The sequence below is a fragment of the Streptomyces sp. NPDC002788 genome, assembly GCF_053592115.1.
Genome location: NZ_JBSFVB010000018.1, coordinates 138,293 through 158,269, shown reverse-complemented (window position 1 = coordinate 158,269; position 19,977 = coordinate 138,293). Strand labels below are relative to the sequence as shown.

19 protein-coding genes and 1 tRNA gene are annotated in these 19,977 nt (G+C 70.6%); 6 read left to right on the top strand and 14 right to left on the bottom strand.

Features of this window, described 5'->3' with window-relative positions; translation table 11 throughout:
- Window positions 1-82: 82 nt before the first annotated feature.
- The 4 genes from ACWD1U_RS29675 (at window position 83) to ACWD1U_RS29660 (ending at window position 4,526) form a co-directional block, all read left to right on the top strand.
- A complete protein-coding gene (locus tag ACWD1U_RS29675; RefSeq protein WP_451112088.1) occupies window positions 83-970 on the top strand; it encodes a bifunctional DNA primase/polymerase in 888 nt (295 codons plus the stop codon).
- A gap of 2 nt (window positions 971-972) precedes the next feature.
- The gene (locus ACWD1U_RS29670) at window positions 973-2,454 is read left to right on the top strand and encodes an ATP-binding protein (protein ID WP_451112136.1); all 1,482 of its coding nucleotides are present in this window, start codon (window positions 973-975) and stop codon (window positions 2,452-2,454) included.
- A gap of 460 nt (window positions 2,455-2,914) precedes the next feature.
- Window positions 2,915-3,100, top strand: a complete 186-nt coding sequence (locus ACWD1U_RS29665) for a helix-turn-helix transcriptional regulator (protein WP_308884014.1) — start codon at window positions 2,915-2,917, stop codon at window positions 3,098-3,100.
- A 58-nt stretch (window positions 3,101-3,158) separates the two neighbouring features.
- Window positions 3,159-4,526, top strand: coding sequence for a tyrosine-type recombinase/integrase (locus ACWD1U_RS29660; protein WP_451112086.1), 1,368 nt, complete (start codon window positions 3,159-3,161; stop codon window positions 4,524-4,526).
- A gap of 163 nt (window positions 4,527-4,689) precedes the next feature.
- Here the strand turns inward: ACWD1U_RS29660 and ACWD1U_RS29655 are convergent.
- Window positions 4,690-4,771: transfer RNA gene (locus ACWD1U_RS29655), tRNA-Tyr, on the bottom strand.
- Between the two features lie 220 nt (window positions 4,772-4,991).
- Here ACWD1U_RS29655 and ACWD1U_RS29650 point away from each other — a divergent pair.
- Window positions 4,992-5,480, top strand: coding sequence for a YajQ family cyclic di-GMP-binding protein (locus ACWD1U_RS29650; RefSeq protein WP_451112084.1), 489 nt, complete (start codon window positions 4,992-4,994; stop codon window positions 5,478-5,480).
- A 101-nt stretch (window positions 5,481-5,581) separates the two neighbouring features.
- Here ACWD1U_RS29650 and ACWD1U_RS29645 read toward each other — a convergent pair whose 3' ends face one another.
- On the bottom strand, window positions 5,582-5,848 hold the full coding sequence (locus ACWD1U_RS29645) for a GlsB/YeaQ/YmgE family stress response membrane protein (RefSeq protein ID WP_451112083.1): 267 nt from the start codon (window positions 5,846-5,848) through the stop codon (window positions 5,582-5,584).
- A 192-nt stretch (window positions 5,849-6,040) separates the two neighbouring features.
- Between ACWD1U_RS29645 and ACWD1U_RS29640 the strand changes: the two genes are divergently transcribed.
- Window positions 6,041-7,300 carry an APC family permease gene (locus ACWD1U_RS29640; protein WP_451112081.1) on the top strand — a complete coding sequence of 420 codons (1,260 nt, stop codon included), beginning with the start codon at window positions 6,041-6,043 and terminating at the stop codon, window positions 7,298-7,300.
- A gap of 559 nt (window positions 7,301-7,859) precedes the next feature.
- On the opposite strand, the gene ACWD1U_RS29635 is transcribed toward ACWD1U_RS29640, so the two are convergent.
- From ACWD1U_RS29635 to ACWD1U_RS29580, 12 genes are all read right to left on the bottom strand, one after another.
- Window positions 7,860-8,252, bottom strand: coding sequence for a YccF domain-containing protein (locus ACWD1U_RS29635; protein ID WP_451112079.1), 393 nt, complete (start codon window positions 8,250-8,252; stop codon window positions 7,860-7,862).
- Window positions 8,249-9,112, bottom strand: a complete 864-nt coding sequence (gene htpX / locus ACWD1U_RS29630) for a zinc metalloprotease HtpX (protein WP_451112077.1) — start codon at window positions 9,110-9,112, stop codon at window positions 8,249-8,251. Before htpX ends, ACWD1U_RS29635 begins: the two co-directional genes overlap by 4 nt.
- Window positions 9,113-9,361: 249 nt before the next feature.
- Window positions 9,362-10,885, bottom strand: a complete 1,524-nt coding sequence (locus tag ACWD1U_RS29625; RefSeq protein ID WP_451112076.1) for an NADH-quinone oxidoreductase subunit N — start codon at window positions 10,883-10,885, stop codon at window positions 9,362-9,364.
- Entirely contained in the window at window positions 10,882-12,456 is a 1,575-nt protein-coding gene (locus ACWD1U_RS29620) for an NADH-quinone oxidoreductase subunit M (protein ID WP_451112074.1), read from the bottom strand. The genes ACWD1U_RS29625 and ACWD1U_RS29620 overlap by 4 nt, the downstream gene beginning before the upstream one ends.
- Window positions 12,457-12,462: 6 nt before the next feature.
- On the bottom strand, window positions 12,463-14,457 hold the full coding sequence (locus tag ACWD1U_RS29615; protein WP_451112072.1) for an NADH-quinone oxidoreductase subunit 5 family protein: 1,995 nt from the start codon (window positions 14,455-14,457) through the stop codon (window positions 12,463-12,465).
- Window positions 14,454-14,852, bottom strand: coding sequence for an NADH-quinone oxidoreductase subunit NuoK (nuoK, locus tag ACWD1U_RS29610; RefSeq protein WP_451112070.1), 399 nt, complete (start codon window positions 14,850-14,852; stop codon window positions 14,454-14,456). The genes ACWD1U_RS29615 and nuoK overlap by 4 nt, the downstream gene beginning before the upstream one ends.
- A complete protein-coding gene (locus ACWD1U_RS29605) occupies window positions 14,852-15,487 on the bottom strand; it encodes an NADH-quinone oxidoreductase subunit J family protein (protein ID WP_451112068.1) in 636 nt (211 codons plus the stop codon). The genes nuoK and ACWD1U_RS29605 overlap by 1 nt, the downstream gene beginning before the upstream one ends.
- The gene (locus tag ACWD1U_RS29600; protein ID WP_451112066.1) at window positions 15,484-16,158 is read right to left on the bottom strand and encodes a 4Fe-4S binding protein; all 675 of its coding nucleotides are present in this window, start codon (window positions 16,156-16,158) and stop codon (window positions 15,484-15,486) included. Before ACWD1U_RS29600 ends, ACWD1U_RS29605 begins: the two co-directional genes overlap by 4 nt.
- 2 nt (window positions 16,159-16,160) lie before the next feature.
- Window positions 16,161-17,129, bottom strand: coding sequence for a complex I subunit 1/NuoH family protein (locus ACWD1U_RS29595; RefSeq protein ID WP_451112064.1), 969 nt, complete (start codon window positions 17,127-17,129; stop codon window positions 16,161-16,163).
- Window positions 17,126-18,805, bottom strand: a complete 1,680-nt coding sequence (locus ACWD1U_RS29590) for an NADH-quinone oxidoreductase subunit C (RefSeq protein WP_451112062.1) — start codon at window positions 18,803-18,805, stop codon at window positions 17,126-17,128. Before ACWD1U_RS29590 ends, ACWD1U_RS29595 begins: the two co-directional genes overlap by 4 nt.
- Entirely contained in the window at window positions 18,802-19,437 is a 636-nt protein-coding gene (locus ACWD1U_RS29585) for an NADH-quinone oxidoreductase subunit B (protein ID WP_451112060.1), read from the bottom strand. The genes ACWD1U_RS29590 and ACWD1U_RS29585 overlap by 4 nt, the downstream gene beginning before the upstream one ends.
- Window positions 19,428-19,835, bottom strand: coding sequence for an NADH-quinone oxidoreductase subunit A (locus ACWD1U_RS29580; protein ID WP_094054411.1), 408 nt, complete (start codon window positions 19,833-19,835; stop codon window positions 19,428-19,430). Before ACWD1U_RS29580 ends, ACWD1U_RS29585 begins: the two co-directional genes overlap by 10 nt.
- Window positions 19,836-19,977: the final 142 nt, after the last annotated feature.

The following is a 19,977-nucleotide window of genomic DNA, read 5'->3' as shown; positions in this document are numbered from 1 at the left end:
AAGGGCGGCCCCTCCCTCTCGCCAAAGAAGCGGGGCCGCCCTTGTCCACCTGCCTACTACTGACCTGTGGAGGTCACCCAGCATGACGCAACCGACCCTGATCCGGCGAGGGCACGGCAGCACGAGTGCACTGCCCGAACCCCTGCGGACCGCGCTGACGCTGGCCGCTGCCGGTGTGCCGGTGCTGCCCCTACGCGCGGGCAAGACACCGTTCGGCAACTGCCGTACCTGCGCGGGCAACGCGTGCGGCGGCCGGCCGAACATGAAAAGCGCGGGCCCCTGCCGCTGTCCCGGCGTCTGCCACGCGTGGGCCGCCGCCACCACCGATCCGGCCGTGCTCACCTCCCCGGCCTGGACGGCCGCATGGCGGCGGGCCGTCTGCGTCGCCTACCACCCCGGCGCCGCCGGACTGACCGTCGTGGACCTCGACGACACGGCGGCCGTCGACTGGGCACACGCCACCCTGCCCGCCACGCGGACCGTGCCGACGACGCGCGGTGAGCACTGGATCTACCGAGGCGCCATGACGTCACACAACGCGGTCCGTCCCGGTGTCGACATCAAGTCGACCATGGCCTACGCCCGCTACCTCGGACCCGGCACCGGCACCATGGCCGCTCTGCCCGACGCTGTTCGCGCGCTGGCCGTGAAGGAACCGCCCACCGCCCGGTCGGCGCCGCGTTCCGTCTCCGTGCCCGCAGGGTCCGGCGGCGGTCAGTGCCCGCACCGAACGCCAGTCTTCTTGGAACGCGGCATCGCCATGGCGGAGCAGCGCATCACGCAGGCCCGCACCGCGATTCACGCCACGGTCTACGGGGCGTTCCTGGCCGTGCTGTCCACGCACGGCCGGTGCGGTTGCCTCACCGACGCCCACATCGCCCGCCTGTTCACCGCGGCACAGGCCAAGGGCGAGACGGCCCGGCACTGCACGGATGCGTGGACGAACGCCCGCACCACGTTGGGACTGTGACCATGTCCGACGACGAGAAGACCCCCGCCCGCGAGGTCATCACCGACTACGCGCAGGCGCACTTCCGGTACTTCCGCACCGCTGACGGGACCGTGTACGCGCAGCGCAACGGCCACCCCGTTGCCCGCCCGATCCGCTCCCAGGGCACCACTGGAAGCCACCGGCAGGAACTCATGGTCGGACTGTTCAAGGACGGCATCGGCGTGTTCAACGGCACCGCCATGAAAGAGGCATTGGACTTGATTGAGGCACTCGCGCTGACCGAGGACGTGCAGCCCGTGCACATCCGGGTGGCCCCCGGATTCGACGGGGCGACGTGGCTGGACCTGGGGCGTAGTGACGGGCAGTCGGTGCGTATCCACCCCACCGGCTGGGACATCCGCACCCCCGACCCGCGTGAGGTGTGCTGGCGCCGCACCCAGCTCACCGGGGAACTGCCCCTGCCGGCCAAGGACACCAACGGCAAGGGCATCGATCTGCTGATGCGGCTGTGTAACTTCGCCACAGCGGAGACCGAGTGCCTGGCCATCGCCTGGCTGATCGGCTGCCTGGGTCCGACGGTTCCCGTCCCGGCCCCGTTCCTCACCGGGCCGCAGGGGGCGGGCAAGTCCACCGGCGGGCGGATGCTCGTGCGGATCATCGAGGGCATGACCGGGGACCTGCGCCGGGCGCCCAAAGATGAGGAGAACCTGATCACGGCGGTCGCGGCCGGTTGGGTCACCGCCCTGGACAACCTCTCCCACATGACCCCGGAGCTGTCCGACGCGATGTGCTGCATCGTCACCGGAGCCGAGAACGTCAAGCGCGCCCTGTTCACCGACGGGGACGTCTTCCGCATCGGCTACCGCCGCCCCCTGCTCCTGACCGGCATCGACGTCGGCGTCATCCGCCCCGACCTCGCCGAACGGCTGTTGCCCCTGCGCCTGGAACGCCCCCGCGTCCGGCGCACTGAGGCCGAACTGTGGTCCGACTTCGCAGAGGTGCTGCCCGTCATCCTCGGCTCGCTCCTGGACCTCACCGTGCAGGTACGCGCCGCTGAGGCGGACATCCCGACGGACCTGCGCATGGCCGACTTCGCGCACCTGTGCGCGCAGCTCGACGCCGCCACCGGCCTGGGGGCGCTCGCCGCCTACCGGGCCAGCCTGGATGACCTCAACGACGACGTCATCGAGGGCGACTTGCTAGCGCAGACCGTCCTCAAGCACGCCGCCAGCATCGACCCAGGCACCGAGCAACGGATGACGTCGGCCGAATGGCTGCACTGCCTCACCGGCCTCTACACGGGCGAGGACTTCCGTCCCCTGCCTAAAGGGTGGCCGACCACCGGCAAGGTGCTCTCAGACCGCCTCAAGCGCCTTCAACCCACCCTCGCCGCCCGGGGCGTCCTCATCGACTGGGGACGCACCAAAACGTCCCGCTACATCGAGATCACGCGGCCGTCCACCGCCACACCGCCCCCGCCCGAACAGGAACCGGCTTTCTGACCGCGCCGCACCACTACCGCACAAGCAAGAGGAGCACCCCGCGGCGCGTGCTCCTCTTGCTGTTCGGCGGCGCCGCCGCCCTGCGATGGTCGCGCCGCGCAGCGGCGTTCTTCACTCTCCGAGCCGCGCACCACAACAGACACCACCCCCTCTCTTGTCCGAAGTAGAAAGACCCTGCGTCACCTGCGTCACCCACACCCCGCAAACGGCCAGTGACCTGCCGAAAGAGCGGTGACGCAGACGGCCGATCTCTGCGTCATCCTGCGTCACCTGCGTCACCCGATGACGAAGGTCTGTGTCACCGGTGACGCACCCTCCGGGTCCTGCGTTACCTCGAAACCGCAGGTCAGGGGCGCGAATGACGCAGATGACGCGGGTGACGCAGAAATCCGCACCTCGGACACACGCGGACCCGCTTCCCTTCACCTTGCCCGCTGAACTCTCCGAAGGAGTCCCTGCCTTGGCCCGCCCCAAGATGCTCAAGCTCCCCGAAGTCCTCGAAGAGATCGAGATGAGCCGCGCCGCCTTCTACCGCATGCGCGCCCGAGGCAAGGCCCCCAAGCTCATCAAGCTCCCGAACGGGCACATCCGGTGTCGCCGTAGCGACCTGGACGCCTGGTGGGCCACGCACGAAATCGCAGCCTAATCTCTGACCGCACCACGGGGCCCCGCCATGGCGGGGCCCTTTCGTAGGAAGGCCCTCGATGGGGAAGACGTACGACGTTCGGATCTGGTCCGTCCGCCAGCGGAAGGATCGTGGACAGACCTCCGCAGAGTTGCGCTGGAAGACGGGCGAGACGCCTCACTCGCAGACGTTCCGCACCAAGACACTGGCAGAGGGCCGACGCGCTGAGCTGCTGCGCGCGGCGCACGCCGGTGAGCCGTTCGACGAGTCCACCGGAGCACCGCTCTCTGAGCTGCGGCAGCGCAACGACGTGAGTTGGTACCAGCACGCCCGCGAGTACATCGAGATGAAATGGCAGCACTCACCCGGCTCCACACGCCGCACGCTCGCGGAAGCAATGGCCACCGTTACGCCCGCTCTCGTCAGGGACATCAAAGGCATGGCTGATGCCCAGACGGTACGGACGGCTCTCTATAGCTGGGCATTCAACGTGAGCCGCCGCGACCAGGACCCGCCCGACGAGGTGGCCGCCGTGCTGGCATGGTTCGAACGGAAATCCCTGCCCACGTCCGCGCTGGCCGACCGTATGCAGGTACGCGCTGCCCTGGACGCCTTGACCAAGAAACTGGACGGCACCACGGCGGCGGCGTCGACCATCCGCCGGAAGCGGGCCATCTTTCACAACGCTCTCGGCTACGCCGTAGACGCCGGACGCCTGACGGACAACCCCCTGCCACAGGTGCAGTGGAAGTCTCCGGAGCAAGTAGCGGAGGAACTGGACCCCGCCTCAGTACCGGACCCCCGACAGGCTCTCGCCCTGCTCGATGCCGTGCGTACGCAGAGCCCCCGTGGGCGACGCCTGGTCGCGTTCTTCGGCTGCATGTACTACGCGGCGGCGCGGCCGGCGGAAGTCATCGGCCTCCGTCTCCAGGACTGCGACCTGCCCCGCCGAGGGTGGGGCATTCTGCGCCTCCGGGAGACTCGTCCGCGCTCAGGGGCGGCCTGGACGGACAGCGGTGAGGCGCACGATCGGCGAGGGCTCAAGCACCGGCCCCGGAAAGCAGTCCGCACCGTTCCGATCCCGCCCGATCTCGTGAACCTGCTGCGGTGGCACGTCACGGCATACGGAGTTGCCCCCGACGGGCGGCTGTTTCGGACGCAACGCGGCGGGCTCATCCAGGACACCGGATACGGCGAGGTGTGGGCGGAAGCCCGTGCGCGCGCTCTCACGCCCGCTCAGTGCGCGTCACTGCTGGCGAAGCGTCCGTATGATCTTCGCCACGCCGCCGTGTCCACGTGGCTCAGTTCCGGGGTGGAACCGCAGGAGGTAGCCGCGCGCGCCGGCCACAGCGTGGCCGTGCTGTTCCGGGTGTACGCGAAGTGCCTGGACGGCGGCGCCGCCACAGCGAACGCCCGGATCGAGCGGGCGCTAAGGAACGGCAGCTAGGAGGGTCGGAAGCTGCCCCACGCCTGCCCCACACGGACTGGTCAGCACCCGAATCAGGGTGAGACAGACTGGGAAAAGCACCCATAACGATCAGGTCGGTTCCGTGAACGCCGAAAGGGCCTGCGATCAGCATTGCTGCTGGTCACAGACCCTTTCGGTCTTGTGGCGGCGCCAGGATTCGAACCTGGGAAGGCTGAGCCGGCAGATTTACAGTCTGCTCCCTTTGGCCGCTCGGGCACACCGCCGGGGTTTGCTGCCCGTCGAGCCGCTCTCCGCGGCGCTCCGTGGCAACGACGTAAACAATACCTGATGTGAAGGGGTGCTTCGCCACCCGATTGATCGGCGCCCGGAGGGCGGGGGGTGGCTAGGCTTGTCCGGATGGGGCCCGTGACCCGAACGAGCCCTGCGGCCGCCCCCATACGCCGGTACGCACGATACGCACCCCGATACAAGGAGCCACAGGACATGGCCGACTCCAGTTTCGACATCGTCTCGAAGGTCGAGCGGCAGGAGGTCGACAACGCACTCAACCAGGCCGCCAAGGAGATCTCGCAGCGCTACGACTTCAAGGGCGTGGGTGCCTCGATCTCGTGGTCCGGTGAACAGATCCTCATGGAGGCGAACTCCGAAGACCGGGTCAAGGCTGTCCTCGACGTCTTCCAGTCCAAGCTGATCAAGCGGGGCATCTCGCTGAAGGCCCTGGACGCGGGCGAGCCCCAGCTCTCCGGCAAGGAGTACAAGATCTTCGCGTCGATCAAGGAGGGTATCTCCCAGGACAACGCGAAGAAGGTGGCGAAGACGATCCGCGACGAGGGCCCCAAGGGCGTGAAGGCGCAGGTCCAGGGCGAGGAGCTGCGCGTCAGCTCCAAGAGCCGTGACGACCTGCAGGCCGTCATCGCCCTGCTGAAGGGCAAGGACTTCGACTTCGCGATGCAGTTCGTGAACTACCGATAGGTCCGGCCCCCCTGGGCCTCCGGCCCGCGCGGGGACGAGGAGGGTGGGCGCCGGCTCGGTGTCCACCCTCCTGGTCTGTCGGCCGCGGTCACCGGGCGCGGTCAGTCGCGCGAGTGGCCGAACAGGAGGCGGTATGCGATGAGCAGGACGAGCGATCCGCCGATCGCCGCAGCCCAGGTCGCACCGTCGTAGAAGTTGTTGGTGATGGGGTGGTCCATCCAGCGGGCCGATATCCAGCCGCCTGTGAACGCGCCCGCGATGCCGATCAGGGTGGTGCCGATGAGGCCGCCCGGGTCGCGCCCCGGCAGCAGGAACTTGGCGATGGCCCCGGCCAACAGTCCCAGGATGATCCAGCTGATGATGGTCATGCCGTGAACCTGCCCTTTCACACTGTGCCCGCACGGCCCCGGCCCTATGATCTTGCTCCCGCAGGCCGGACTCGCGCGTCGTAACTCGGGCGTCCCGCGTGCGTCGTCCTTGCCGCGCGCGTTCATGCCGTCCTGGTGGGGAGGACGGCCCGGCGACACGCGCTGGTTGCACTGATCAGTAGGGTGCGATGCATGACAGCCTCCGGTTCACCACTGCGCCGCACCCTCGGTGTGGGGGACGCCGTCATCGTCGGACTCGGCTCGATGGTGGGAGCCGGGATCTTCGCCGCCCTCGCGCCGGCGGCGCACGCGGCCGGGTCGGGGTTGCTCTTCGGGCTCGCCGTCGCCGCGGTGGTCGCCTACTGCAACGCCATGTCGTCGGCTCGCCTCGCCGCCCTGTATCCGGCCTCGGGCGGCACGTATGTGTACGGGCGTGAGCGGCTCGGGGAGTTCTGGGGGTATCTCGCGGGCTGGTCGTTCGTGGTCGGGAAGACGGCTTCCTGCGCGGCGATGGCGCTCACTGTGGGCGCGTACGTCTGGCCGGGGCAGGCGCACGCGGTGGCCGTGGCCGCCGTGGTGGTGCTCACCGCGGTGAACTACGGCGGAATCCAGAAGTCCGCGTGGCTGACGCGGGTGATCGTGGCGCTGGTCCTGGCTGTCCTCGCTTCCGCGGTGGTCGTGTGCCTGGCGTCGGGTGAGGCCGATGCCGGGCGGCTGGGCATGGGAGCGTCGGGCGGGGCGGACGGGGTGCTTCAGGCGGCCGGTCTGCTGTTCTTCGCGTTCGCCGGGTACGCGCGTATCGCGACCCTCGGCGAGGAGGTACGGGACCCGGCACGGACCATCCCGCGCGCGATCCCGGTGGCTCTGGGCATCTCGCTGGTCGTGTACGCGTGTGTGGCGGTCTCCGTCCTTTCGGTGCTGGGGTCGGATGGTCTCGGGGACGCGACGGCGCCGCTGGCCGACGCGGTGCGGACGGCCGGCACGCCCTGGCTCGTGCCGGTGGTGCGGGTCGGTGCGGCCGTGGCCGCGCTGGGTTCGCTGCTCGCACTGATCCTGGGGGTGTCGCGGACGACGCTTGCCATGGCCCGGGACCGGCATCTGCCGGGCGCGTTGGCCGCCGTCCATCCGCGGTTCCGGGTGCCGCACCGGGCGGAGCTGACCGTGGGCGCGGTGGTCGCGGTCCTGGCCGCCACGGTGGACGTCCGGGGCGCGATCGGGTTCTCCTCCTTCGGCGTGCTGGCGTACTACGCCGTGGCCAACGCGTCGGCGTGGACGCTGGATTCGGCGCCACTGGCACGGGTGGTGCCGGTGGTGGGGCTGGTCGGGTGTGTGGTGCTGGCGTTCTCGCTGCCGGGGGTGTCCGTGGTTGTGGGCGCGGGTGTGCTGGTGGTGGGTGCGGTCGCGTATGGGGTGCGGCGGCGGTGGGCGCGGGCAGGGGCGGGGCGGGTGTAGGCCACCGGCCTTGAGCGTGCCGGCCTGGGTCGTGCTGCCCGGCGGGCAGGCGGCATCGGCTGATGCTCGCCGGTGTGTTGCCGGCTGCTGTGGGAACGGGCAGCAGCGGCTGACGCTTGCCACGCTTTTGTCGGCTGTTGTGGGACGGGCGGCGTTGGCTGCTGCTCGCCGGGCCTCGGTCGCTGTGGCACGGGCGTCACCGGCTGATTCATGCCGGGCTTTCGCCCGATGTGGCAGACACGCCTCGTCGGCTGCAGTCGGCCGGGATCTGCCCGGCCGGAACGGCCAGGGGCCTGACGACTCGGGTCTTTCAAGGGCCTCTCGGGCCTGACCTGTCGGAGTCTCTCACCGGGTCGGTCGGCTCAGGGCCGGCCGATTCGGAGTGCGTAGTCACGCGCAGGCGGGCACAGTGCAAGGACCCCGTACGGGGCTTGGGTGTCAGTCGGTTCGGCAACTGCTCGGTCGCGGTCATGGGTTCATGATGCAGGCCGCCGCCGTCGAGCGGGCGGGCCTGTGGATAACCCCTGGCCTGTGGAAATCGAGGGGTGTTGCCCCGGCGTCAGCGCATCGCGAACGGCTCGTCCGTCCGCACGATGTCGCGGCCGAGCGGCAGCAGCGAGACCGGGATGAGCTTGAAGTTGGCGATGCCGAGCGGAATGCCGATGATCGTGACGCACAGCGCGATGCCGGTGGCGATGTGGCCGAGGGCGAGCCACCAGCCCGCGAGCACCAGCCACAGCACGTTGCCCACGCAGGACGGCGCGCCCGCGTCGCGGCGCTCGACCGTCGTGTACCCGAAGGGCCACAGCGCGTAGACGCCGATGCGGAAGGCCGCGACGCCGAACGGGATACCGATGACGGTGATGCAGAGGAGCAGGCCGGCGGCGACGTAGGCGAGGAACAGCCAGAAGCCGCTCAGGACGAGCCATATGACGTTCAGGATGGTCTTCACTGGTTCCCACCTGCCATCTTCTCGAGCCGGGCGATGCGATCCGCCATCGGCGGGTGTGTGGAGAACATCTTCGAAAGACCCTGACCTGGGCGGAACGGGTTGGCGATCATCATATGGCTGGCGGTCTCGATGCGCGGCTCGGGCGGCAGCGGCAGCTGCTTCGTGCCCAGTTCGAGCTTGCGCAGGGCGCTGGCCAGTGCGAGCGGGTCGCCGGTGAGCTGGGCGCCGGAGGCGTCCGCCTGGTACTCCCGGGAGCGGCTGATGGCCAGCTGGATGAGAGAGGCGGCGAGCGGGCCCAGGAGCATGATCAGCAGCATGCCCAGCAGGCCGGGGCCGTCATCGTCGTCGGAGCGCCCGATCGGGATGAGCCAGGCGAAGTTGACCAGGAACATGATCACGGAGGCGAGGGCGCCGGCGACCGACGAGATGAGGATGTCGCGGTTGTAGACGTGGCTGAGCTCGTGGCCGATGACGCCGCGCAACTCGCGCTCGTCCAGCAGACGCATGATGCCTTCCGTGCAGCACACGGCGGCGTTGCGCGGGTTGCGGCCCGTGGCGAAGGCGTTGGGCGCCTCCGTCGGCGAGATGTACAGGCGCGGCATGGGCTGGCGGGCCTGGGTGGAGAGCTCGCGGACCATGCGGTAGAGCCCCGGGGCCTCGAACTCGCTCACCGGGCGGGCACGCATCGCGCGAAGGGCCAGCTTGTCGCTGTTCCAGTACGCGTACGCGTTGGTGCCCAGCGCTACCAGGACGGCGATGACGAGCCCCATGCGGCCGAAGAAACTGCCGATGACGATGATGAGTGCGGACAGTCCCCCTAGAAGGACTGCTGTCCTGAGCCCGTTGTGCCGGCGGTGCACGGTACGCCCTCCAAGTGGTGCGGCAGGGGGGACCCTTGCTTGCGGTTCTGCGGTGTCACTGGTGCCCTGGTGGCACGTCCAGTGGACCCTCCCGTACTGGTCAACGCCAGGCGGGAGGCACTAGTTCCCTTGTGCGTGCGGGACCGGCCGTGGACCGTACGGGTGAACGGCTGCGGGACGCCCCACGCACGCGTTCGGGACCGAGTGCCCCCATGCGCGTGATGAAAGCGACCGGTAGGACCGCCGGGCTCAGAAGAGGCCGGTGTCGGTGAAGCGCAGGACCAGCTGAGGTGCCCCGGACAGGACGATGCCGAGGACGCCGGTCAGGGCGATCGCGGCGGTGAGGGGGGCGGGGACGCGGTGCTTCTCGGGCTCGCCCTCGGGGGCGCGGAAGAGCAGGGCCGTCCACTGCAGGTAGTAGAACAGCGCGATCACGACGTTGACGGCCATGATCATGGCCAGCCAGCCCAGGCCGGCGTCGACGGCCGCCGAGAAGACGGTGACCTTGGCGAAGAGGCCGATGATGCCCGGCGGCAGCCCGGCGAGGCAGAGCAGGAAGAACCCCAGGAGCAGTGCCGACAGGGGGCTCGACGCGTACAGGCCGCGGTAGTCGGCGACGCGGTTGAGGGACTTCGTCCGGCCGACGAGCGCGGCCACGGCGAAGGCGCCCAGGTTCACGGCGCCGTACATCAGGGCGTAGGCGACGGTGGAGCCGATCGACTTCTCGGCGTCACCGGAGTACCCGGCGGCGGCGATGGGGACCAGGAGGTAGCCGGCCTGGCCGACGGAGGACCACGCGAGCAGGCGTACCGCGCTGTACGCGCGCGTGGCCTGCTGGCGGAGGGCTCCGACGTTGCCCACGGTCATGGTGAGCGCGGCCAGGGCCGCCAGGGCCGGACCCCAGACGTCGGCGTACGACGGGAGGGCGACGACCGTGACGAGGATCAGGCCGGTGAAGCCGACCGCCTTGCCGATGACCGACAGGTAGGCGGCGATCGGCAGGGGCGCTCCCACGTAGGTGTCGGGCACCCAGAAGTGGAAGGGCACGGCGGCGGTCTTGAAGGCGAAGCCGACGAGGGTGAGGACGACGCCGGTCTGGGCGAGCGTGTGGAGCTGGCCGTCGACGTTGTGGACGCGGTCGGCGGTCTGGGTGAGGTAGAGGGTGCCCGTGGAGGCGTACAGGAAGCTGATGCCCATGAGGCTGACCGCGGTGGCGGTGACCGAGGACAGGAAGAACTTCAGGGCCGCCTCGGAGGACCTGCGGTCGCCGTACTTCAGGCCGACCAGCGCGAAGGCCGGCAGGGATGCGACTTCGAGGGCGACGATCAGGGTGGCGAGGTCACGGGAGGCGGGCAGCAGGGCGGCGCCGGCCGCGGAGGACAACAGCAGGAACCAGTACTCCCCCTCGGGCAGCTCCTTGCCGGCGTCCTTCAGGGCGGTGACCGACAGGAGGGCGGTGAGGAGGGCGCCGCCGAGGACCAGGAACTGGACGACCAGGGTGAAGCGGTCGGCCGTGTAGCTGCACACGGCGGCGTCGCCGGTCAGGCAGAAGGTGCCGCGATCGCCGTCCAGGAGGGGCAGCAGCATCAGTGTGGCGGCGGCCAGGCCGGCCACCGATGTCCAGCCGAGCAGTGCCTTGCGGTGGGGGGCGACGAACAGGTCGGCGACCAGGACGACGAGTGCGACGACCGCCGCGATGGTGGGCGGCGCGATGGCGAGCCAGTCGACGGACTGGACCAGCGACGTGGCCAGGGGCTGGGCCGGGGAGCTCATCGGGTGCCTCCTGCGAGGAGCTGCTGGACGGCCGGGTCGCTCAGGCCGAGGAGGGCCTTGGGCCACAGGCCCGCGACGACGGTGAGGACGACGAGCGGGGTCCAGGCGGCGAACTCGTACGAGCGGATGTCGGTGAGTTTCGGAGCGTCCTGCGGCAGGGCGCCCATGCAGACGCGGCGGACCACGATCAGCAGGTACGCGGCCGTCAGCAGCGTGCCGAACGCGCCGATCGCCATGAAGGTGAGGAAGGCGGGACGGCTCAGGCCGTCGGCGGGCTGGAACGCGCCGAACAGGGCCAGCATCTCGCCCCAGAAGCCGGCCAGGCCCGGCAGGCCGAGCGAGGCGACCGAGGCGAAGGCGAGCAGGCCGCCGAGGCGCGGGGCCTTGCCGTAGAGGGCGGCTCCGGTTTCCTCGGCGAGGGTGTCGAGGTCGGTGGTGCCGGTGCGGTCCTTCAGCGCGCCGACCAGGAAGAAGAGCAGGCCGGTGATGAGGCCGTGGGCGATGTTGGCGAACAGGGCGCCGTTCACGCCGGTCGGGGTCATCGTGGCGATGCCGAGCAGCACGAAGCCCATGTGGCCGACGGAGGAGTAGGCGATGAGGCGCTTGAGGTCGCCCTTCGCGCCCTGCCTGGCGAGGGCCAGGCAGGCCAGGGATCCGTAGATGATGCCGACGACGGCCAGGGCGGCGAGGTAGGGCGCGAAGGTGCGGAAGCCGTCCGGTGCGATGGGCAGCAGGATCCGGACGAATCCGTACGTACCCATCTTCAGCAGGACGCCGGCCAGCAGGACCGAGCCGACGGTCGGGGCGGCGGTGTGGGCGTCGGGCAGCCAGCTGTGCAGCGGCCACATCGGCGTCTTGACCGCGAGCCCGATACCGATCGCCAGAACGGCGATGACCTGCACGAATGTGGTCAGCGACCGGCCGTTGTCAGTGGCGAGTGCCATCATGTCGAACGTGCCCGCCTTGATCCCGATCAGGAGCAGGCCGAGCAGCATCACCACGGAGCCGAGCAGCGTGTAGAGGATGAACCGCCAGGCGGCCTGGCTCCGGCCCTCGCCGCCCCAGCGGGCGATGAGGAAGTACATCGGGATGAGGACCATCTCGAAGGCGAGGAAGAAGAGCAGCAGGTCGAGGACGGCGAAGGTCGCCAGCGTGCCGGACTCGAGGACGAGCAGCAGGGCGACGAAAGCCTTCGGGGTCGGCCCCGCGGGCATCTTGAAGTACGAGTAGAGCGCGCAGAGGAAGGTCAGCAGCGCGGTCAGGACCAGAAGGGGGAGGGAGATGCCGTCGATGCCGAGGTGGATGCGTACGTCGAGCGCGGGGATCCAGCTGATGTCGGTGCTGGCCTGCATCTTCGACGGCTGGTCGTGGTCGAAGCCGAGCGCGAGGGCGATCGCCGCGATGAGGACGGCGCCGGTGACGGTGACGCCGTGCCGGAGCACGGCCTGCTCGGGTGACTTCCCCTTCAGCCCGGGCGGGGCCGGCAGGAGAGCCGCGGCGGCGCCGAGGAGCGGGCCGACGACGACGAACGCCAGAAGGAACTGCATCACGGACTCGTTGATATCGATCACGCCTGCTCACGCTCCCGTGGCGACGAGGACGGCGGCGACCGCGAGGACGACGGTGCCGGCGAGCAGCGCGCTCACATAGGTCTGGACGTTGCCGGTCTGGGCGCGCCGTACGGCGGCGCCGAGCCAGCGGGGCAGCGCACCCGCACCGCGGACGTAGGTCTCGACGACCTCGCGGTCGAGGAACCGCACGAGGCTCGCGCCGGCCTGGACCGGTCGGACGAAGACCGCCGTGTACACGGCGTCCAGGTGGAAGCCCGCGGCCGCGTGCCGGTGCAGGGGGCCGAGCAGGAGCCGTCCGGGGTCTGCCGGGTCGGGCGCGTAGGCGATGTCGCCGTAGGCCGGCTCGTGCGTGGCGATGGCCTCGGCCTCGACCTGGGCGGCGTCGCCCTCCGGGTGGGCCGCGACCGCGCCCATGGGGACGCGTGCGGTGAGCGCGGTGGTGTGCCGCCAGGCGGCGTAGGTGACGATGCCGCCGACCAGGGCCACGCCCGTGCCGAGCACCGAGGTGGTCAGGGTCGGGCTGAGGTCGCGGCCGTCGAACCAGTCGGGCAGCAGCCGGAAGGCGAACCCGCCGAGGGCCAGGGACGGCACGGCCAGCACCCAGAGCACCACGGTCATCGTCAGCGGCTGCCTGCCGTGGTCGGGGGCTTCGGCGCCCCGGCCGCGGAAGGCCAGCAGCCACAGGCGCATCGCGTAGGCGGCGGTGAGCACGGCCGTGAGCAGGCCGGCGACGAGGACGATCCAGCCCGCGGCGGCGGGGGCGTGCTCGGTGTGTCCGGTGACGACGTGTTCGGCGACGCCGAGGACGGCCTCCTTGGAGAAGAAGCCGCTGAACGGCGGGATCGCGGCGAGCGCGAGCAGTGCCACGGTCATCGTCCAGTAGGCGTCGGGGACGTGGTTGCGCAGGTTCCGCATCCGGGACATGGCGGCCAGCGAGTTGGTGCCGGCGGCGTGGATGATCACGCCGGCCGCGAGGAACAGCAGCGCCTTGAAGGCGCCGTGGGACAGGAGGTGGAAGACGGCGGCTCCCCGGTCGCCGACGGCCAGGGCGCCGGACATGTACCCGAGTTGGCCGATCGTCGAGTAGGCGAGGACGCGCTTGATGTCGTCCTGGGCGAGCGCGGCGAGCGCCGAGCCGGCCATGGTGACGGCGGCCATGACGGCGAGGACGACCATCGCGGACTGGGAGGCCTCGAAGACCGGGAGGAGACGGGCGATGAAGTAGACACCGGCGGCGACCATGGTCGCGGCGTGGATCAGCGCGGAGACGGGGGTCGGGCCCGCCATCGCGTCGGGCAGCCAGGTGTGCAGCGGGAACTGCGCCGACTTGCCCGCCACGCCCGCGAGGAGGAGCAGCGCGATCAGCGTCGGGTGGTCGAGCGAGCCGCTCGCGACGGCGCCCAGGACCCGGGTGATCCGGAACGAGCCGGCGTCGGTGGCCAGGGCGAACAGGCCGAGGAGGAAGGGGACGTCGCCGAGCTTGGTGACCAGGAAGGCCTTGAGGGAGGCGGCACGGGCCTGAGGGGTCTCCCAGTAGTGGCCGACCAGGAAGTAGGAGCAGATACCCATGACTTCCCAGCCGACCAGCAGCACGATCAGGTCGCCGGAGTAGACGACCAGGAGCATCGCGGAGGTGAACAGGGAGACCAGGGCGGCGTACGAGGGGTAGCGCGGGTCGTCGCGCAGGTAGCCCGTCGAGTAGATCTGCACGCAGGCGGCGACGAGGCCGACCAGGACGGCGACGAGGGCGGCGAAGCCGTCGATGTGCAGGGCGAGTTCGATCGGGACCGAGCCGGTCGGGGTGAGTTCTGTGGCCGCGTCGACGGCCGCGTCACCGCCCTGTCGCGCGGCGACCAACGCGGCGAGCACCAGCGCGGTGAGCGTCGGCAGGACGGCCAGCGGGCGGACGAAGCCGGGTGCCGTGCGGCCCAGGAGCAGACCGGCGACGGCGCCCAGGAACGGCAGGAGGGGGACGAGGACGGCGAGGGTGGTCGTGGTCACGCGGTGGCCTCAGCCTTCTGGGCCTCGTCGGTCGGCTCGGTCGGGAGGGCGTCGCTGCCGCGGCCGTCGGGGTCGTGCCGTTCGGCGGTGTCGCGCAGCTTGTCGATGTCCGCGGTGCCGCGGTTGCGGTGTACGGCGAGGACGATCGCCAGGCCGATGCCGATCTCGGCGGCGGCGATGGCGATGGTGAACAGGGTGAGGGCCTGGCCGGAGTGCAAGGTCTCCTCGGCGGTCCTGCTGAGCCAGACGTCGAAGGCGACCAGGTTGAGGTTGACGGCGTTGAGCATCAGCTCGACCGACATCAGGACCAGGATCGCGTTGCGGCGGGCGAGGACGCCGTAGAGGCCCGTGCAGAAGAGGAGGGCCGAGAGCACGGCGGGATAGGCGAGGTGCATCAGCGGGCCCCTTCCGTGTCACGCCGGGTGCCCCGGCCGTCCGGCGGCGTCGCGTCGGCCTTCGCCTTACGGGACAAGACGATCGCGCCGACCAGGGCGGCGAGGAGGAGGACGGAGAGGGCCTCGAAGGGGAGGACCCAGTTCTGGAAGAGGCTCGCGCCCGTGGCCTCGGTAGACCCGGCGGCGGGGCCGTCCAGGTCGATCCAGGTCGTGCGGAAGGCGTCGACGACGACCCACACCAGGGTGGCGGCCGCGGCGACGGCCACGGTGAGGGCGGCCCAGCGGTTACCGGAGTCGGCGTCCGGGGAGCGGCCGATGGGAGCTCTGGTGAGCATCAGACCGAACAGCAGGAGGACGACGACGGAACCGACGTAGATGAGGACCTGCACCCAGGCGATGAACTCGGCGGTGAGCAGGAGGTACTCGACGGCCAGGCCGCCGAGGGTGACCACGAGCCACAGGGCGGCGTGCACCAGTTGCCGGGTGGTGACGGTGACCAGCGCGGCACCGAAGGTGACCAGGCCGACAAGGAGGAAGGCGATCTCCACGCCGGTCGGGGAGAGGAAGCCGTGGGCTTCTGCGGCCGCGGTCGTGGTGTGCGCCGTGAGAGGGGAGGCGGTTGCGGCGAGGGTCATGGCGTGCCCTCCTGCCCCGGCTTCGGCTGGTCCGTCTGCTGCTTGGAGTCGCCGTGCGGGCGGGTGGGGCGCTCGGCTGCCCGGGCCTGCTCGTCGGCGTGCGGTTCGGTGGCGGGTGGTGTCTGCTGGGCGGCCAGTTTGTCGGCGGTCTTGCGGGCGGCGGCGAGTTCCTTCGGTTCCTCCGCGCCTGGGTCGAGGGCCGGCGGCGCGGGGACGGTCCACATCCACTCGCGGAGCTTGTCGCGCTCGTGGGTGAGATCGCGGATGTCGGTCTCGGCGTACTCGAACTCCGGGGACCAGAACAGGGCGTCGAAGGGGCAGACCTCGATGCAGATACCGCAGTACATGCACAGGGAGAAGTCGATGGCGAAGCGGTCGAGGACGTTGCGGCTGCGTTCGCGGCCTCCGGGGGCCGCCGCCGGGACCGTCTCCTTGTGGGAGTCGATGTAGATGCACCAGTCCGGGCACTCGCGGGCGCACAGCATGCAGACCGTGCAGTTCTCCTCGAACAGGCCGATCACGCCACGGGTGCGGGGCGGCAGATCGGGCTGGACGTCCGGGTACTGCGCGGTGACGGACTTCTTCGTCATCGTGCGGAGGGTGACGGCCAGGCCCTTGGCGAGGCCGGAGCCGGGGATGCGGGGCCGGGAGGGCGGGAGAGGCTCGGCCATGGTTACTGGATCACCACCTTGACGACGCCGGTGAGGGCGATCTGGGCGAGGGAGAGCGGGACGAGGAGGGTCCAGGAGAGCTTCTGGAGCTGGTCCTCGCGCAGGCGGGGGTAGGTGACGCGCAGCCAGATGACGAGGAAGGCGAGGACGGCGGCCTTCAGCAGGGTCCACACCCAGCCGAGGCCGTCGGCGCCCCAGGGGCCGTGCCAGCCGCCCAGGAAGAGGACGGTGGTCAGGCCGCACAGGACGACGATTCCGGCGTACTCGGCGAGGAGGAAGAGCGCGAAGCGGAGGCCGGTGTACTCGGTGTACGCGCCGAAGATGATCTCCGAGTCGGCGACCGGCATGTCGAAGGGCGGGCGCTGGAGTTCGGCGAGCCCGGCGACGAAGAAGACGATCGCGCCGACGATCTGCCAGGGCAGCCACCACCACTCGAAAGCATCGAGGATGCCGGGGAGGGAGACAGTGCCGGCCGCCATCGCCACCGAGGCGGCGGTGAGCAGCATCGGCAGTTCGTAGGCGAGGAGCTGGGCGGCGGTGCGCAGGCCGCCGAGGAGGGAGAACTTGTTCGCGGACGCCCAGCCCGCCATCAGCGAGCCGAGGACGCCGACGCCCATGACGGCCAGGACGAAGAAGACGCCGGCGTCGATGACCTGGCCGACGGCTCCCTCGTCCGGGCCGATGGGGATGGCGAGCAGGACGAGCAGGTAGGGCAGGAGGGCGACGGCGGGGGCCAGTTGGAAGATGCGGCGGTCGGCACCCGCGGGGACGATGTCCTCCTTCTGCGCGAACTTCACACCGTCGGCGATCAGCTGGGCCCAGCCGTGGAAGCCGCCGGCGTACATGGGGCCGAGGCGGCCCTGCATGTGGGCCATCACCTTGTGTTCGGTCTGGCCGATGATCAGGGGGAAGGTGAGGAAGACGACGAAGACGATCAGGAGTCGCAGGATGACGTCGAGTACGTCGTTCACCGCGGGCCTCCCGGGGAGTCTGTCTGGTCTTGGGGGGTGTCCGTCGGCTTCGGGGTGTCCGTCGGCTTCTGGCCCTCCGTGCGCTTCTCGTCGTCCGTCGGCTTCGGGGCGTCCGTGCGGTTCGGGGTGTCCGTCTGCTTCCGGTCGTCCTTCGGCTTCTGGTCGTCCTTCGGCTTCGGGTCGTCCGTGCGCTTCTCGTCGTCCGTCGGCTTCGGGGCGTCCGTGCGGTTCGGGGTGTCCGTCGGCTTCCGGTCGTCCTTCGGCTTCTGGTCGTCCTTCGGCTTCGGGTCGTCCGTGTGCTTCGGGTCGTCCGCCGCTTCCGGAGTGCCCGGGCTCTCGGAGATGCCTGGGCTCGCTGTTTCCGGGCTCTCCGAGGTTTCCGGGCGCTCTGAGGTTTCCGGGCTTTCGGCGGTGTCCGGACGTGCGGGAGCTTCCGGGGTCTCGAGGGTTTCCGAGAACTCCGGCGTCTTCGGACGTGCTGCGGGCTCCGCGGGTTCGCGGGGCGGCAACGGCGCGGCCTCGGGTGACGGTTCGGGTTCCGGTTCCTCGAAGGCGGGGCGGGCGTGATGCCAGGGGGCGTCCGAGCTGCGCGGGGTGCCCGGGGTGCGCGAAACCCTGCCGGACCGGTTGTCGCTGACGCTGGCGCCGTCGCCCTCGCCGCCGTCGCCCCGGTCGGACGCGGCACGCCGACTCGCGGAGCCATCCGGCGTACTGCGCGCCCGGCGTGGGCCGGCAGGGGTGTCCGACTGAGTTCGCTGCGACGCCGAGCCCTCGCTCGTGCTCCGCGCGCGGCGCGGCCCCGCCGATGGGGCAGGTGTTCCGGCCTCGGTGGCCGAGGATCCGGTTTCAGCGGTCGTCGATTCCGGCCCGGTGGCCTCGGTAGCGGCCTGGCTCGCCGAGCCCTCCGCCGCCGATCGCGTACGACGAGGAGCGGCAGGAGACGGCGCACCGGCCTCACCCGCGGTGGCCTGGCTGGCCGAGCCTTCCGTCACGGAGCGAGTCCTGCGCACCGGGCGTTCACCGGCGGCGCGGGCCGCTGCCCCCCAGTCCGGCCGCTCGCCCGCCGCGCGTCCCGCGCCCCGGGCCGGACGGGCCGGAGCCGGAGGGAGCTGGCCCTTCTGGGGGCCCCATTCGTTCGGGTCGGGGACGCCGGGCGGGAGCATCTGGCGGCGCTTGGGGCCGCCGTGTTCCGACTCGCCGGGTTCCTTCGCTCCGGGCCAGGCCTTGGCGACGCGGGCGGCCAGGACGAAGTCCTTGCGCAGGGGGTGGCCTTCGAAGTTCTCGGGCAGGAGCAGGTGGTCCAGCGCCGGGTGGCCTTCGAAGGTGATGCCGAACATCTCGTGCGTCTCGCGTTCGTGCCAGGCGGCGCCGGCGTAGACACCGACCGCCGAGGGCAGGGTGGGAGCCGCGTGCGGGACGGTCGTGCGCAGGAGGAGACGTCGTACGGGAGAGAGCGCAGCGACGTGTGCCGCGACGCGGAAGCCCGTGCCGGGTTCGTCCACCGCGCTCAGCCAGTCGAAGTAGGTGCAGCCCAGCCGGTCGCGGGCGGTCTCCAGGGCGGAGATCCAGGTCGCCGGGGGTACGTCGACCGTGAGGACCTCGTAGGACTCCTCGGCCGAGGCGTCCGCGCCGAAGAGTTCCTCGGCGTCGGCGGGCAGCCAGCCGACCGCGCTCATCGTCCCTCCCCCGGCGTCGAGCCCGGCATCGTGCCCGGCGTGGAGTCGGAGGCCGGCGCGGGCGCCGGTGGCTGCACGAGGCCGCTTCGCAGCGCCGCCGTGGAAGGACGGCTCGTGCCGTACCGCTCCCCCAGCGACTCGCGGGCGATCTTCTCCTGGAGCTTGAGGATGCCCTGGAGCAGCGCCTCGGGCCGGGGCGGGCAGCCGGGGACGTAGACGTCGACGGGGATGATCTGGTCGACGCCCTTGGTGACGGAGTAGGAGTCCCAGTAGGGGCCGCCGCAGTTGCTGCACGCGCCGAAGGAGATGACGTACTTCGGCTCGGGCATCTGCTCGTAGAGGCGCTTCACGGCCGGGGCCATCTTGTCCGTGACCGTGCCGGAGACCACCATCAGGTCGGCCTGGCGTGGGCCTGGTGCGAAGGGGATGACGCCGAGGCGGATGAAGTCGTGGCGGGCCATCGACGCGGCGATGAACTCGATCGCGCAGCAGGCGAGGCCGAAGTTGAAGACCCAGAGCGAGTAGCGGCGGCCCCAGTTGAGGATCACCTTCATCGGCTCGGGCGCGAGGCGCGCGAGGGCGCCGAGCCGCTTGGGCTCGGGCAGCGATACGGGCTCGGGGGTCACGTCCATGCCAGGACGCCCTTCTTGTATGCGTAGAGCAGTCCGACGGCCAGGAAGCCGAGGAAGATGAACATCTCCACCAGGGTCGTCGCGCCGTAGCCGGGGGCGGCGAAGACGGTCGCCCAGGGAAACAGGAAGATCGAGTCGACGGCGAAGATCACGTAGAGGAACGCGTAGACGTAGTAGCGGACCTGGGTGTGGGCCCAGCCCTCGCCGACGGGGTCGACGCCGCACTCGTACGTCAGGAGCTTCTCGGGGGTGGGGACGACGGGCCGCAGCAGGCGGCCGGCCCCGAAGGCGACGGCGACGAACAGCACACCGACGACGGCGAGCAGCCCGACGACCGAGTAGGACTGGAAGTAGTCCGCCGCGACGACGGTCGTGGTGACGACGGTCCGTTCCGGCACGTCCGTCCCTCGCTCCCTGAAACTCGGACTGGAACCTGCGCCGATCCCGCGGCGCCCCGGCCCGGCCCGGCCGGGAACGTGGACGCCACCGTTCGACGATCTGTACGCACGGGAGTCTAGGCCCTGATAAAGGCAGGGTAAG